The organism is Bacillus xiamenensis (assembly GCF_000300535.1).
GTDB classification, from domain to species: domain Bacteria; phylum Bacillota; class Bacilli; order Bacillales; family Bacillaceae; genus Bacillus; species Bacillus xiamenensis.
Map to the genome: position 1 here is coordinate 20,644 of NZ_AMSH01000005.1, position 15,558 is coordinate 36,201.

11 protein-coding genes and 1 pseudogene are annotated in these 15,558 nt (G+C 37.1%); 9 read left to right on the plus strand and 3 right to left on the minus strand.

Going from position 1 to position 15,558, the window contains the following annotated elements:
• The first annotated feature begins 28 nt into the window (after nucleotides 1-28).
• The 7 genes and pseudogenes from BA1_RS03290 to lmuB all read left to right on the plus strand — a co-directional run bounded on the left by BA1_RS03290 (nucleotide 29) and on the right by lmuB (nucleotide 10,127).
• Nucleotides 29-928 carry a cation diffusion facilitator family transporter gene (locus BA1_RS03290; RefSeq protein ID WP_008355713.1) on the plus strand — a complete coding sequence of 300 codons (900 nt, stop codon included), beginning with the start codon at nucleotides 29-31 and terminating at the stop codon, nucleotides 926-928.
• A gap of 106 nt (nucleotides 929-1,034) precedes the next feature.
• A complete protein-coding gene (locus BA1_RS03295) occupies nucleotides 1,035-1,997 on the plus strand; it encodes an AAA family ATPase (RefSeq protein ID WP_008355715.1) in 963 nt (320 codons plus the stop codon).
• Complete coding sequence (locus BA1_RS03300; protein ID WP_008355716.1) at nucleotides 1,994-3,184, plus strand: DUF58 domain-containing protein; 1,191 nt, start codon at nucleotides 1,994-1,996, stop codon at nucleotides 3,182-3,184. The genes BA1_RS03295 and BA1_RS03300 overlap by 4 nt, the downstream gene beginning before the upstream one ends.
• Nucleotides 3,185-3,193: 9 nt before the next feature.
• Complete coding sequence (locus BA1_RS03305; RefSeq protein WP_008355719.1) at nucleotides 3,194-5,398, plus strand: transglutaminase TgpA family protein; 2,205 nt, start codon at nucleotides 3,194-3,196, stop codon at nucleotides 5,396-5,398.
• Between the two features lie 187 nt (nucleotides 5,399-5,585).
• Complete coding sequence (guaA, locus tag BA1_RS03310) at nucleotides 5,586-7,127, plus strand: glutamine-hydrolyzing GMP synthase (RefSeq protein WP_008355721.1); 1,542 nt, start codon at nucleotides 5,586-5,588, stop codon at nucleotides 7,125-7,127.
• A 362-nt stretch (nucleotides 7,128-7,489) separates the two neighbouring features.
• Nucleotides 7,490-8,437, plus strand: coding sequence for a Lamassu anti-phage system protein LmuA (lmuA, locus tag BA1_RS03315; protein WP_008355723.1), 948 nt, complete (start codon nucleotides 7,490-7,492; stop codon nucleotides 8,435-8,437).
• Nucleotides 8,438-8,442: 5 nt separating this feature from the next.
• Nucleotides 8,443-10,127 (plus strand): annotated as a pseudogene (gene lmuB, locus BA1_RS19725) (Lamassu anti-phage system protein LmuB).
• Nucleotides 10,128-10,471: 344 nt separating this feature from the next.
• Here lmuB and BA1_RS03330 read toward each other — a convergent pair.
• A complete protein-coding gene (locus BA1_RS03330; RefSeq protein WP_237739184.1) occupies nucleotides 10,472-10,960 on the minus strand; it encodes a CPBP family intramembrane glutamic endopeptidase in 489 nt (162 codons plus the stop codon).
• A 296-nt stretch (nucleotides 10,961-11,256) separates the two neighbouring features.
• Between BA1_RS03330 and BA1_RS03335 the strand changes: the two genes are divergently transcribed.
• A complete protein-coding gene (locus BA1_RS03335; RefSeq protein WP_202802575.1) occupies nucleotides 11,257-13,911 on the plus strand; it encodes an AAA domain-containing protein in 2,655 nt (884 codons plus the stop codon).
• Nucleotides 13,912-13,974: 63 nt separating this feature from the next.
• Here BA1_RS03335 and BA1_RS03340 read toward each other — a convergent pair whose 3' ends face one another.
• Nucleotides 13,975-14,535 carry a GNAT family N-acetyltransferase gene (locus tag BA1_RS03340; RefSeq protein WP_008355730.1) on the minus strand — a complete coding sequence of 187 codons (561 nt, stop codon included), beginning with the start codon at nucleotides 14,533-14,535 and terminating at the stop codon, nucleotides 13,975-13,977.
• Between the two features lie 138 nt (nucleotides 14,536-14,673).
• On the opposite strand from BA1_RS03340, the gene BA1_RS03345 reads away from it, so the two are divergent.
• Complete coding sequence (locus BA1_RS03345; protein WP_008355731.1) at nucleotides 14,674-15,243, plus strand: hypothetical protein; 570 nt, start codon at nucleotides 14,674-14,676, stop codon at nucleotides 15,241-15,243.
• 44 nt (nucleotides 15,244-15,287) lie between these two features.
• Here BA1_RS03345 and BA1_RS03350 read toward each other — a convergent pair whose 3' ends face one another.
• A complete protein-coding gene (locus BA1_RS03350; RefSeq protein ID WP_008355733.1) occupies nucleotides 15,288-15,461 on the minus strand; it encodes a hypothetical protein in 174 nt (57 codons plus the stop codon).
• Nucleotides 15,462-15,558: the final 97 nt, after the last annotated feature.

Consider the following 15,558-nt stretch of genomic DNA (forward strand, 5'->3'; position numbering starts at 1 on the left):
AGTTATGTGTGAGGAGGCGCTGTTCGATATGGAGCGCTATAACGAATTAAGACAAGGTGAAACAGGTGCTTGGGTCAGCATTATTGCCTATGTGATCTTATCTGCTGTCAAACTCATCATAGGGTATGTGTTTCATTCAGAAGCCCTTTCGGCGGATGGCTTAAATAATACGACAGATATCATTGCCTCGCTTGCGGTATTAATTGGGCTGCGTATTTCTCAGAAGCCGCCTGATGAAGATCATCCATACGGTCATTTTAGAGCTGAAAATATTGCGTCGCTTGTGGCTTCCTTTATTATGATGCTTGTCGGGCTTCAGGTTTTGCTGAGTGCAGGCCAGTCGCTTTTCTCATCCGAACATCAAACGCCTGATATGGTCGCGGCTTGGACGGCAGCAGGAAGTGCTGTTGTCATGTATGCTGTGTATATTTATAACAGGAATCTATCTAAACGGATCAATAGCCAGGCTCTTTATGCGGCAGCTGCTGATAATAAATCCGATGCCTATGTGAGTATCGGGACGTTTGTAGGGATCATCGCCTCACAATTTCAGCTGGCATGGATTGATACGCTTGCTGCGTTTGTGATTGGTTTAATTATTTGTAAGACGGCTTGGGAGATTTTCAGAGATGCCTCTCATTCGTTAACGGACGGTTTCCATATAAAAGATATGTCAAAGTATAAAGAGACCATTGAGTCGACACCAGGAGTAGGCGATTTGAAAGATATCAAGGCTCGTTATCTTGGAAGTACGGTCCATGTGGATGTAGTAGTAGAGGTAGAACCGCATTTGAACATTGCTGAAAGCCATGATATTGCAGATGAAATCGAACGAAGAATGAAAACGGAACATGATATTTTACATTCTCATGTTCATATGGAGCCAGCAAATGTATCAAATGAAGAGAAGAAGTCTTTTCCATCGTGAGAAGGCTTCTTTTCCTTTTCTATGTACTGATGTTTTATACAGATGCGCGTTGTATGGTAAAGTTAGACTATATGAAAATTGACGGAAACGTGATAGGAGGATCAGGATGGCATTTGATGAACCGATGCATTCAGATTTACAAAAAATCGTAGATAACATCAATAAAGTCATGGTTGGGAAAAAAGACATTACGATATTAAGCCTTGTTGCGATTTTGGCGAAGGGACATGTGTTATTAGAGGATGTGCCTGGCGTTGGGAAAACGATGATGGTTCGTGCTTTGGCAAAATCAATTGGCTGTGATTTTAAACGAATTCAATTCACTCCTGACCTTTTGCCTTCAGATGTAACAGGTGTATCGATTTATAATAAAAAGACCAATGAGTTTGAATTTAGACAAGGGCCGATTATGGGACAGATTATTTTGGCTGATGAGATTAACCGTACCTCTCCTAAAACACAATCAGCGCTTCTTGAAGCGATGGAGGAGGGCAGTGTCACCGTAGACGGAGAAACGATGCCGCTGGCAGATCCTTTCTTTGTCATGGCTACTCAAAATCCAGTGGAATATGAAGGAACCTATCCGCTCCCAGAAGCGCAAATGGACCGGTTTTTATTCAAACTGCAGATGGGGTATCCGACCATGCTAGAGGAGCTGGAGGTGCTCAATTTGCAGGAGAAGCAATCCCCGATTGACACGCTCCAAGCCGTCATGACAAAGGATCATATTCATGCTTTGCAGCAAGCTGTTCAGACCGTACATGTGGATGCATCCATTAAGGAATATATTGTCGAAATTGCTCAAGCAACGAGGAATCATCCTTCCGTCTATTTAGGCGTGAGCCCAAGGGGGTCGATTGCACTGATGAAAGCGGCTCAGGCGTATGCGCTGTTGAACAGGCGTGATTATGTGATTCCAGATGATGTACAGTATTTGGCGCCTTACACATTGCCGCACCGTATGATTTTGACATCAGAAGCAACATATGAAGGGAAGAAGGCGGAGACACTGCTGCGACAGGTGCTTGAGCACATTGGCGTGCCAGTTCAGAAGTCGATCACTCAATGAAGTCACGTGACCGCTTCGCTTTTTCACTATGGTTACGGGTTTTTATGCTACTTCTCCTCACTGCGGCTGCCTTTTGCTACGCGATGTTTCAGGGTGGCTTTGTGAGTTGGTTCCTTTTTTATGCATTTTTGCCATATGCTTTGTATTCGCTTCTGTTTGCGCTTGTTCCGCTTCGCTCGACAGTCAAAAGGACATTGCAGCATACCCGGTTGAGGGCAGGGGATGTGCTGTCTGTTGACCTTGAAATCAAGCGGACGAATCCATTTCCGTACGTGTACGTCATCCTTGAGGATAATCCGCCGGACACCTTTCATTTGCAGGAACAGGTTGAAATGAAGCGAATGCTGTTTCCATGGTTTCGAAAAACGTGGCGAGTTTCTTATCAATTGAATGATATCAAACGGGGAGAGCATCAATTAACTGCGGTTAGAATCAAAACAGGTGATATGTTTGGGTTTGTTGAAAAAGAAGTGATCCTCCCGTTAGAGCAAAAGCTGCTTGTCTATCCAAAAATGCTGGATATTCCAGTTGAATCTGCTGAATCGGTGAATGAAAATGGAGGCAAAGCGGTGCACTCCTGGTTAAATGAACCGACCAATGTAACAACAGGTGTGCGGGAATACCAGCAAGGAGACCGGTTTGCTTGGGTGGACTGGAAGACAACGGCTAGAAGAGGTCAGCTGATGACAAAGGAGTTTGAACAGAATCAGACAAAGGACCTTGTGGTGTTTGCTGATTTTACAGATAAATCCGCTTTTGAGACGGTTGTGTCTATTGCCGCTTCTGTTCTTCAAACGGCTGTGAAAAAAGGCGTGCCAGCAGGCCTTGTCCCACTTGGAGATCAGCAGTCATTTCGAGTGGATCAAGGAGATCTGCATTTACAGGACATGCTCTATTATTTAACAAGGGTGCAGCATCAGCCTTCTCGCGCACCCGATTATCAATCATTAACAGCGAGTGAGTACCAGCACACCGGGAAATATGTTGTGACGGGTCAGCTGCAGGAAGAGCTGGCTGCGAGTCTTCTAGGCAATCGAAACAGAAAGAACATCACTGTTCTTTTAGTGAAGAGAGCTGTTGACCGATTAACGACAAAAGAAAAACAGCTTGTAGACCGGTTCAAAGCTTCTGGTATACACACTACCTTTTTATTTGAAGACCGGCTGCACGAAAGAACTGTGAGGTGACAAACTTTTATGCTGCATACTCATCAGCGGCAAAGCCGTTTTGAGTTGTTTATCTATTATGCTGTAGCATTTCTGCTGCTTTGGGAGTGGCTTCGTCCGCTTCAAGATTTTACAGAGACGAGTCATACGTCTTATTTCATCATTTTTATAGGGCTTACGTGTTTGTTTACGTTCTTTCGTCTGAAGTGGTATGTGACCTTTCCTATTTGCGCTGGATTAATCTTGCTTGCTTTATATTTGATCTTTTATCAATCAGAGCCAAGCTATCTGGCTGCGCTTTTTGCTGATATTAAAGATAATCTCTCTCTAATGAGCATGGGCATGTGGAGTGACATGTATCCGTCTTTCCGCACATTGTTGTTTTATATTTTGCTTTGGCTGCTTGTCTATTTGCTGCATTATTGGGTTGTGTATCAGCAGCGTATCTTTTTCTTTTTACTTATGACGATTGTGTATGTCACGATCCTGGATACGTTTACGCCTTATGACGCGACCTTTGCCATTGTTCGAATTATGGTATTTGGCTTTTGTTTGCTTGGGTTGCTATATTTTGATCGACTTCGTGCAGCTGAAGGCGTTCGTGTGTCGCAGAAAGCGCGTCTCAATTGGTTCTTGCCCATGCTGGTGCTAGTCCTTGTATCAGCGTCACTCGGTGCTTCTTTACCAAAGTCTGATCCGAAATGGCCTGACCCTGTACCATTTTTTAAGGCGGTTACGAATCAAGATGGAACGGCAGGACAGAATAAGGTGGGATATAGTGCGGATGATTCGTCACTTGGAGGACCGTTTAGTGAGGACCGCACACCAGTATTTAAATGGAGCGGAAAGGAGCCTTCTTATTTTCGTGTAGAAACCAAAAGTATTTACACCGGGAAAGGCTGGGAGGATGCTTCAAATGATACAAAGCCTACTCGGTTAAAAGATGACGATGTGCCGAATCGGTGGTTTACCGACCGTGTGAAAACAGAGGAGCATGAAATGAGAGTCGATATAGAATCGGACTATCGCTTTAATCATGCGGTCTATCCAATTGGGACGACCAATCTGACGCCAATGGAAAATATTCCACTACAAATGATGGGGAAGACTGAAAAAATTGTGCCGGCTAATCAAAACCCGCCAGAAAATTTAGGGAACTATCAAATCAGCTTCTTATCACCTACATTTATTCTTGAGGATTTACAGCGGATCAAAGTGCCGACCAAGCAGCAGGTAAACCAGCAGGTCGGACGTGAATACTTGCAGCTCCCTTCCACATTGCCAGAGCGTGTGAAAACATTGGCAAACAGTTTAACGGAAACGAAGGATAATATGTATGATAAAGCAAAAGCAATTGAGGATTATTTAGGATCTGCAAAGTTTTCATATGAAACGCAAAATGTTGCGGTGCCGGGACGTAATGAAGATTATGTGGATCAATTCTTATTTGATACGATGATGGGCTATTGTGACAATTTTTCAACCTCAATGATTGTGATGCTTCGTTCGATCGGGATTCCGGCTAGATGGGTGAAAGGATATACGTCTGGCCAGTTATATGAAACACAGATAGGTGTAGACAATGTGTATGAAGTAACCAATAACAATGCGCATTCATGGGTGGAGGTCTATTTTCCAAATCGGGGATGGGTGACCTTTGAACCGACAAAAGGGTTCACGAACCCAGAGACATTTACGAATGAAACCACTGCCAGCGACCAAACGGATGATCAAAAGGATGAAGAAGATCAACCTGCGTCTGATGAACAAGAAAACGAGCAGACACAGCAGCCGCAGCAGCCGGAGACGGAACAGCCGCCGCAGCAAGAGGAACAAACAGCTCAAACAAAGCCGAGTATGGTGCATATTGGTTCAATCTTGGGCTATGTAGCAGGTGCTATTGTCCTTCTTGGCTTCATTAGTTGGTTGCTTTATCGATTCAGATCAAGATGGCTTCCGTTCTTCATTGTACGAAAGGTGAAACGTCTGCCAGATGAGGAAGCATTTTTCTATGCGTATGCGGCTCTATTAAAACAGCTGAAGCGCAGAGGGAACGAGAAAAAGCCGAGCATGACGTTAAGAGAATTCGCTTCTTTGATCGATGACAAGGATGGAGATCATCACATGTCTGAGTTGACGCAGCTTTATGAGCGGGCGCTCTATCGACGAGAAGATGCATCGGCGCTTTGGCGGCAATCGGCAAAGTTATGGGAAAATTTAATAAACAGGAGATAGTCTTGACCCCGTACCTTCCTGTTGTTAGAATAGGTGAATATTAAAACCTTCTAAAATACATGAAATTGAAGCGTTCGGATGTGAGTCTGGGCGCTTCAAAAGCGTGATTCCACACTGAGAGCAGGTTTTCTCCTCTCATTTTTTCTGTGCGTTTATAAAAAACTATATTGGACATAGAGGTGACACCATGACAAATTTAGTAAATGAAATGATTTTGGTTCTCGATTTCGGTAGTCAGTACAATCAGCTGATCACTCGCCGTATTCGTGAATTTGGTGTGTACAGTGAGCTTCATCCGCACACTTTAACTGCTGAAGAAATTAAAGAAATGGCGCCTAAAGGAATTATCCTTTCTGGCGGACCGAACAGTGTATATGATGAAGGATCTTTCCGCTGTGACGAAAAGATTTTTGATCTAGGCATTCCGGTTCTAGGCATTTGCTACGGCATGCAGCTGATGACTCACTATTTAGGCGGGAAAGTAGAAGCCGCTAGCCAGCGTGAATATGGGAAAGCAGACATCCATATTAACGGAACACCTGCTTTATTCAAAGACCTTCCTACAGATCAAGTCGTATGGATGAGCCATGGCGACCTTGTCGTTGAAGTACCAGAAGGCTTTACAGTTGATGCAACAAGTGCACATTGTCCAAACTCAGCGATGAGCTTAGCTGAGAAGAATTTCTATGGCGTTCAGTTCCACCCAGAGGTACGTCACTCTGAGTACGGAAATGACCTATTGAAAAACTTTGTCTTCGGCGTGTGTGATTGTGATGGCAAATGGTCAATGGAGAACTTCATTGAAATCGAAATGCAAAAAATCCGTGAAACAGTGGGCGACAAACAAGTATTGTGCGCACTAAGCGGCGGTGTGGATTCATCTGTTGTGGCCGTATTGATCCACAAAGCCATCGGCGATCAGCTGACATGTATTTTCGTTGACCACGGTCTTCTTCGCAAAGGCGAAGCAGAAGGGGTTATGAAAACATTTAGCGAAGGTTTCAACATGAACGTGATTAAAGTAGATGCGAAAGATCGCTTCTTAAACAAGCTAAAAGGTGTGTCTGATCCTGAGCAAAAACGTAAAATCATCGGTAACGAATTCATCTATGTATTCGATGATGAAGCGGACAAGCTAAAAGGCATCGACTACTTAGCACAAGGAACACTTTACACAGACATCATTGAGAGCGGAACAGCAACGGCACAAACAATCAAATCTCACCACAACGTAGGCGGTCTTCCAGAAGACATGCAGTTTGAATTGATTGAGCCACTCAATACACTATTCAAGGATGAAGTTCGTGCTCTAGGGTCAGAGCTAGGCATTCCTGACGACATCGTCTGGAGACAGCCATTCCCAGGTCCAGGACTAGGGATCCGTGTCCTAGGTGAAATTTCTGAAGAAAAACTAGAAATCGTCCGTGAATCTGATGCGATTCTACGAGAAGAAATTGCCAACTTCGGCCTTGAGCGCGACATCTGGCAATACTTCACAGTCCTCCCAGACATCCGCAGCGTAGGTGTCATGGGTGACGCAAGAACATACGACTACACAATCGGCATCCGTGCTGTTACTTCTATTGATGGTATGACGAGTGACTGGGCAAGAATCCCTTGGGATGTACTTGAGAAGATCTCAACTCGTATCGTGAATGAAGTGAAGCATGTGAACCGCGTGGTGTATGATATTACGAGTAAGCCGCCTGCTACGATTGAGTGGGAATGAAATATATAATTGTGTGTTGATGAGAGTGTTAATCTATTTCAAATAGTTCTGCATTCTCCACAAGTCAGTTATATCTCTTGATATCCATCTCGATAAAAAACTTTTAAAGACACTTTCTCATTTGGGAGGTGTCTTTATTTATTGGTATCATAGTTTTTTATGTGAGCTAATAAAAGTAACATAAGATGCGTTCATGCATTCTGTATCTGATATTGAAAATAATGAGTTATTTATATTTGAGGTTCAAAATCTAAATTATTGAAAACCTACTAGGATTTTATGGAAAATTCAAATGAATAGTACCAATTTTTTGAAAATCCTGATATCATATAAATAAGAGAGAGGATATCAGGAGGAGTGCAATGATTGAAATTGACAACGGGGGAGCCATCGCAATAAAAGGATTTAACTATCAAAAAGCTTCCATCATACTTGTAATGATTCATAATTTTGAAAAAGATAATTTTATAGTCATACCTGAATCGCGAGAAGATTTTGAAATTCATCTTGGACAAGATACTTATTTTATACAAGTGAAAGGAACAAAAAAACTTTCCATAGGTAAGTTGAAGTCAAGGCCTAGCGGAAAAGCTTCAATCATAGAGAAAAATCTTTCTCCTGGTAATGATGGAGATATAAGGAAAATTTTCCTGTGGGATATAGCGGAGTTAACAAAAAATGAATTGATAAGCCAAGAAGGAACGCTTATTCCTATGAAACACAGCCTTTCATCGAAACAAAAGACAGAGATTATAAATACTCTTGATTTAGATGAAGAACAGAAAAATAGAATGAACAATCAGTATATATATATAACTCCTTTTCCAAACGATATAAATTTGGCTTTAACATTTTTAAAAGGAGAAATGGTTAATGAAAACTTGTTGGTTTCTAATGATCGAGCTAAATTAGTTTTAGGAGAACTATCATTGGAAATAGATCGTAAAAGTGAAATAGTAGTTTCTACTGAAAGTGATGTAGAAAGGAAAAAAATCGACGGGAATTATCTTAAGCAGGTATTCATTAATGTTAAGCAAAAAGAGATGTTTGATGAAATTTTAGATAATCTCTCAATCAACACCATTATGAAAAAAAAAGTAAAGAAGGAGAAATTAAGAATACCACTCTTGTATCAAAATATTAAAGAGCAAACGAAGAAAAAGGCAGATATTAATTTACTTATGAGGGAGAATGATGAGGGTGCTATTAACTATCTCAGAGATCTATTGGTAGATATAGTGCCAGATATGAAGCCTACAGAACTATCTATTGCTTTAGCAATAGACTGTTTTTGTGAGTTGGGAGAATAAAATCTATGATAATAATTGCTTTTTCTATTCTTGATTTTAAAAATAAAGAAGCTCAGAATTTTGACTTTAAAGTTGGGACTAATCTTATTGTTAGTAAAGGAAATACCAAAGGTAAATCAAGTCTTTTAAAATCAATGTATTATACATTAGGATTTGACGTACATCAATTCCCTAGTAACTGGAATATAAATTCCATGTATTTTCAAATAGAAGTATTGGTAAATAATATTAAATATAATATAACTAGACAAAAAGATATTTTCAGAGTAAGTGATGTAGAAGTACCTTTGAATGTAAAAGAGTATTCAGAGTGGCTTCAACATAAACTTGAAATTAAAATGCAGTTAGCTAATACTCGTACTAAGCACTTATACGAGGCATATTCTTCGGCAGTAATTTTACCATTTTACATAGATCAAGACGATTCTTGGGATGGCGGAATTTATAGAAATGTAACTAATACTTTGAATCAATATACTCGCATACCGGAAGATATTTTCAAAAGTGTTTTTAATCTCTCCAATTACGAGCTTCTGGAGTTGCAAAATTCACTTACTAATTATAATAAAGAAAAGAATACGGTAGTGTCTACAATAGAGAGCTTGTTAAATGTTTTGGAAGATTATAGACATGAAAACGCAGATGTCCCGTCCCTACTGTTTCAAAAATTGATAAAATAGCCCTAAATAAAGATATCGATCGCTACTTGCAGATGCAAAATGAATTAAATGAACAAATAGTAAAATATAAAATGAAGCTATTAAACAAGCAAGAAATGTTGGATTTGCAAAAGCAAGAATTGTCTGAATTAGAGCAGCTTTTAAAAATGAACAAAAAGAGATATAACTCTATTGAAACAGAATGTCAGTACTGTCATTCTAAATTAACGAAAGAACAATCTTTAACAAGACTTGATTTATCGAATAATTATTTTGAAATATCGCTTTTGAAAGAGGAAATAGAAAAAGAAGTAGAAAAATTGACTAATGAAATTATAGAATTCGAATCACAGCAAAATTCTATTGAATCTAAAATTGATGAAATTCATCGTAGGATTCAAAATTCTAAAGATCTACTTACGATTGATGATTATGTAAAAGCAACTGCTAAAAAAGAAGCATCAAATGAATTGGAAAATTTAGTTGATAAACAAGTTCTTTCTAAATATAATTTAGAAGAAAAAATTAAAGTATTAAGAAGGAAAATTAATAAACTGAAGAAAGAGAAAGAAAGTTTAAGAGAGATTATTGAACGAGATTACATTAATTTGGTATTTGAAATAAAAAAAGTATTAACTGATATAAACCTGGATTTAACTGATTTAAATCTGGATGAACTTAAATTTCTTGAATTTAAGAAAATATCGGGTAGTGGTATGGATAAAAATAAAAAATTTTTAGCTTACTATTTAATTTATTTTAGTTTGTTGAGGAAGTATAGCTCTTATATAATTCCCTTTTGTATGGATTCGTTTATTAAAAATGAAATTACGGGTGAGACAGCAAAAAAGATGTTTGAAGCAATAGAAAAATATTTTTTTGACACTAATCAGTCTTTCTTTTCAATCGTTTCTGAAAACCTTAAACATTTAGAGTTTGTAGACAGTTACAATAAGATTAATGTTGAGGGTAAGCTGTTGGTTAAAGATAAATATGATGAGGTTGCTTTGAAATTCAAATTTGATAGTTAAAATTATGAAAGAGCCTTGAATGCCATTTGATAGTTCAAACTTTCAAATGCCTGAAGAGAAAAATAATTATCCGAAAGAAATTAACTCATATAGAATTATGCACTTAATATTCTTAATTTTGTTTTTAGTAGAATACTCAACCCTTTGATTATACTGGAAAATGATAAGATTCCTCATCAAAAAACACCAAGGAGAAAAGTAAATTCCTTTACAGTAGGAGCTGGCTTTTTTGTGCAGAAACTAAATTAAATATTATATGTTTTTTCGATCTTAACCATGTGAAAGGATGAAGAAACAAAGAGTTGATTGACTTCGTTCTTCGCTTCATAGATTGAGGAGTTGGTTCAACTTTTCATTCTTAATTTTCTCCACAACACCACCGCAAGAACAACCAAGATGATACATTTAATCGAAAGCAAAAGCATTTGCATTGCCATAGGTGCTTGCCCATTTGTGGTTTGATCCACGATATTATGCAATGCGTGCCATATGATCACCCATTGCAGGCTGTTAGTAAGTGCGACGATTTCGGCCGCAACGAATCCAAATAAGAAGGCGAAGACGATTTGTGCGATGGTTAAGGTGATGCTTTTTCCGCTTAGTAGATTCGCAGCATGCCCAAAACCGAATAGTACAGCGGAGCCCCATATGGCAGTGCTCAAGTTGATTTGTTTTAAATATTGAAACAGAATGCCTCGAAAAATTACTTCTTCAAAAATACCGACACACACCATGAAGAAACAAAGTGCCAGAAAGGAAGAAACAGATAAATCCTTGTTGAATCCAGCAATAAACGGAATGGCCTCGATGATTAGGATGGGAAATATCCACAAACCGAGAGATCCTTTTCGAAAACCTATTTCTTTCAAGTGAAAACGACTTTTTTGAATAATGAATAGAAGTAAAAGATACCCAGCCAGCATGGATCAGCCAATGATGAGATAGATGGTCATTGGATCGGTTACTTCTTTGATGGATATATATAGACACCTGCACCTGTATGATATCAAAAAATATTTTTATCTCTTAAGTTAAAAATCCATAATTTAGATGAAAATCAAAATATTTTCAAGTATATTAGAATTAACTAAACATACGGATGGTGTTTTTCTTTATGGTTTTAATATATATGGATGGGCAAGATAAATCAGATCAAATCAAAGATTGGAAAATATGTACTGAAAAAGATTCCGATAGACTTATGTTAAGAGTTGAATTTCCATCAGGTAAGTTCTTTTATAAACCACTAGATCAATGTGTGATTGAACCAACAATAGATTGTAAAGGGAATTTACTACATAATAAAAAAAAGAATACGTTCAGTAATATTGAGAAGGCAATACATTATGGAAATAAATATATCGTATTAAAATACCCGGAATCCGAAAAACCATATATTATGGAGAGTGATAACGCTCAAATTTTATATTCGGCAAATTTTAAAAATGGAGAAGTATTCTCATACTTTACTTCAGTTGCAAAAGAACGTTTAAAGTTTACTAGTAAGCATATAGCAGAGAATGTAATACGACAGTTAGAAAGAATAGTTCCTCATTCCGGTACAGCTTTAAATGCCTATTGTTGTGGTGAAACAGAAAAAAGAACACCGAAAAAACATTTGATTTTCCCTTTTGGATTAAATGAATCACAATTAAAAGCAGTCGAAGCAGCATTTTCATCCCAGATAAGTGTCATTGAAGGACCACCTGGAACAGGCAAAACTCAGACAATACTTAATATTATTGCTAACATATTAATAAATGGGAATACAGTAGCAATAGTTTCTAATAATAATGATGCTGTGAATAATGTGTATGAGAAACTTGAGAAGGTGAATTTAGGATATATAATAGCGAAATTAGGTAATAAAAATAATCAAAAGGAGTTTTTTCAATCATTGATTGAGAATGTTAATGAAAATATACAAGACGTAAAAGAAATAGAAGAAATCGATGATCTTGTCCAGAAATTAAAAAAACATTTGCATGTACAAAATCAAGTAGCAAGTTTAAAAGCTGAAATTAATGAATTGTCTGTAGAATTATCTTATCTAGAAAAGTGGCGACACGAGGAACGACCTGATGTAAAATTGATCCCTCTAGAAAAATATAAATTTAGTCTCAGAAAAATAGTTGATTTAATGGTTTTTTTAGATCATCAAGTTAAAGCGAAAGTTTCCTTAAAGAAAAAATTACAATTGCTTTTTAATTATCAAATGATTCGAACAAGCTTTCTTAATGATATTAATGAGCGCGACAATTTTATTTATTCACTTCAATTCTTGTTTTATCAACGTTTATTAAAACGTAAAAAGAAAAAAGTTGATTTTTATGAGAACGAGCTGAAAAGCCAAAATTTTGGAGATCTATTAGAAGATTTAACCGATAATTCTATGGGGTATCTTAAAAATTATCTAAGTGAAACTATTCCATCTAAGTCATTTAATTTTGAGTTGGATAATTACAAAAAAAATTTTAATCTGTTCTTAAATAGATATCCAATCTTAGGTAGTGGAAGTCAATCAATAATTAATGCACTAGGTAAGGGTACATTAATTGATTATGTCATTATGGATGAAGCTTCTCAGCAAGAAATAATTTCAGGAGTTTTAAGTGCAGGTTGTGCCAAGAATTTGATTGTTGTTGGTGATAGAAAACAACTGCCACATATTGAGATTAAGAGTGACATTGAGCCACCTTCTCCTGTTTATGATAATAGAAAAATGAGTTTTTTAGATTCTATTATCTCGTGTTTAAAAGAGGAGATCCCTATAACTTTACTAAAAGAGCACTATAGATGTCATCCGAAAATTATTCAATTTTGTAATCAACAATATTATGACAATCAGCTAATTCCAATGACTGAGGATAAAGGAGAGCAGTCTTTAGAGTTGATTACAACTTCAAAAGGAAATCATATGAGATGGAACGCTAATCAAAGAGAACTAGAGTCAATTCTTGAAGTAGGAGTTGGGGAAGCAGAAGAGACTAATTTTATTGCTCCTTATAATGCACAAATCAACTTGTCAAAAAAGTATTTAGGCAATAATGTCTCAAGTTCAACAATTCATAAAGTTCAGGGGAAAGAGCGTGACAATATTATCTTCTCTACAGTTCTTGATAATAAGAAAAGTAGTTTAAGTAAGATGGATTTTGTTGATAATCCCAACTTAGTAAATGTGGCTGTATCTCGTGCGAAGCATAAGTTTACATTAGTGACAGGTAATAGTGTTTTTTTACCTTATAACCAAGACATTGCAGCGCTTATCAGATATATTCAGTACTATGCTGATTCTGATCAGATACATGAAAGTCCTGTTATCTCCGCGTTTGATTTACTTTATCATGAATATGATAAATCGCTAGAGAAGTTAAAAGTAAAATTAGATGACAAAGATTCTAAATTTAAATCTGAACAGATAATTGCAGCAATTCTTAAAGAATTGATGTTAAAGGATGATTTTAAAATATTACTCTTTCATATGCATATAAAATTATCTCAACTGGTTAAAACGGATAGTAATTTTACGAAAAGAGAGCAAAAATTTCAGAAAAGAGCTAGCTGTGATTTTGTGTTTTATTATAAGGTAGGAAAAGTACCTATGGCAGTTATTGAAGTAGATGGTGGTTATCATAATACACAGATACAAAAAGAACGAGATAGTGTTAAAGATAGCATTCTGGATAAGGTTAAAATTCCACTCCTTAGACTGAAGACCACTGACGTGAATGTTGAAAAGAAAATTGAGGAATTTCTCTTAAGAACAATCAATATGGAACATTAATGAAAAGTCCTAAACCTTTTTTGAAATTAGGTTTTAGGACTTTTTTAAATAAGAATTTATTAACTAATATTTCTTCAACAACCCATATATAAACACATCATCAAACTTCCCTTTACCATACTCATATTCCCTTAACAATCCTTCACGTACAAAATTAAATTTCTCTAACAATTTAACAGAAGTTAGATTATCAGGGTCTATCAATGCTTCAATCCGATTCAGGTTCATCTCCTGAAATCCATATCGCAACACCGCAGTAATCGCTTCCTTCATGATGCCTTTTCTCCAATGATCGTGGTGTAATTCATAGCCAATTTCTGTACGGAGGTGCTGTTTTTCTAGATTGAGAAAGCCGCAGCTGCCGATGATGGTGGGGTTGTTTTTTAAAGAAATGCCCCAGCGGATGCCTGTTTGTTCTTTGAAGATATTGTCATACCACTTGATTTCTCCTTTTGTGTCTTCGATGGTTTCATGTGCATCAATGCCCATGTAGCGGCAGACAGTTTCATTGGATAAATAGATGTGCATATCCTCAGCATCTGCGATCGTTGCTTGTTTTAAGATCAGTCTTTCGGTATGTATCGTTGGAAATGATTGTGGAAATATCAGTTTATGTCTAGTCATATGTATCTCCTATAGTTTATTTTATTTGAATTATACCTGTATTGGTACAATTTGTGGAATGCTCTGATATAATATGAATTTATCATTGGGGTAATCATTTACATTCGAATTTTACTAAAGAAAAAGAGGATAAAAGAAATGGGCATTTTTCTGATCATGATTTGTATCATGGTGATCACCGTATCTTTAATGATTTATTTATTTAAAAAGGGAGCCTTTCGTTCTAAGGTGTTAGTGATAATAGGTTCTGTTTTAGGTGGAGCCATACTAGTTGTCTGGATAGCAATGTTTTTTAATTTTCACTCTATCACTTTAACAGATGAATCGATAGGTCATTTTAAGATCGGTCAAACATTTAAGGGAGATCATCAGTTTGTTGAGAATTCTCAATTCTCTCATCAAAAACAGACGGTCTACATGGAAAAAGAAAATGAAGATTTTGTCGTATCAGTTGATCAACATCATCGAGTAACATCTATTTACAATCAGTCAAAACAGAAAAATCTTCAAACATCTAAGGGAGTTAAAATAGGAGAAGATTATTCATCTGTGATACAAACATATGGAGAGCAATTCAAGAAGCTCTGGTTTGTCGAAGGGTATAGCAAAGGTATACAATACCAAGATCAATCAAATGGCATCATTTTGGAGTTCTTTTTCAATGACGAGACACTAGCACTCATTGAACTTCGTAGTAAGCGGGAGTGAAATAGTAGAAAGTAAAAACGAGCATTCTATTGAAGTGCTCGTCTTTATGTTGTTTTTTCATAACATGCCTTACAATAAAAAACCCCTTCATTTCTTAGCCAAGCCTTTACTTCTGTCATTCCTCGTCTCTTTGGGTAGACCAGCTTAACGTACACTTCTTCGTTATCTTCTATCTTCTTTTGGCAGCTAGCACAAGCAGGTTCTTCAAATAGAAACAATCAATATCCTCCTTTTTGTAGATATTTCTTCCATTATATCAAAAGTTCAATACGATCTTTGCGGCCCATTCTTCACTTTCTCTATTTTTGTCCGACA

Excerpts from the sequence above, each read along its gene's own strand:
- BA1_RS03300 (WP_008355716.1), top strand. The coding sequence starts at position 1,994 with ATGAAGTCACGTGACCGCTTCGCTTTTTCACTATGGTTACGGGTTTTT.
- BA1_RS03335 (WP_202802575.1), top strand. The coding sequence starts at position 11,257 with ATGGATGGGCAAGATAAATCAGATCAAATCAAAGATTGGAAAATATGT.
- BA1_RS03305 (WP_008355719.1), top strand. The coding sequence starts at position 3,194 with ATGCTGCATACTCATCAGCGGCAAAGCCGTTTTGAGTTGTTTATCTAT.
- BA1_RS03295 (WP_008355715.1), top strand. The coding sequence starts at position 1,035 with ATGGCATTTGATGAACCGATGCATTCAGATTTACAAAAAATCGTAGAT.
- BA1_RS03345 (WP_008355731.1), top strand. The coding sequence starts at position 14,674 with ATGGGCATTTTTCTGATCATGATTTGTATCATGGTGATCACCGTATCT.
- BA1_RS03290 (WP_008355713.1), top strand. The coding sequence starts at position 29 with ATGGAGCGCTATAACGAATTAAGACAAGGTGAAACAGGTGCTTGGGTC.
- guaA (WP_008355721.1), top strand. The coding sequence starts at position 5,586 with ATGACAAATTTAGTAAATGAAATGATTTTGGTTCTCGATTTCGGTAGT.
- BA1_RS03340 (WP_008355730.1), bottom strand. The coding sequence starts at position 14,535 with ATGACTAGACATAAACTGATATTTCCACAATCATTTCCAACGATACAT.
- lmuA (WP_008355723.1), top strand. The coding sequence starts at position 7,490 with ATGATTGAAATTGACAACGGGGGAGCCATCGCAATAAAAGGATTTAAC.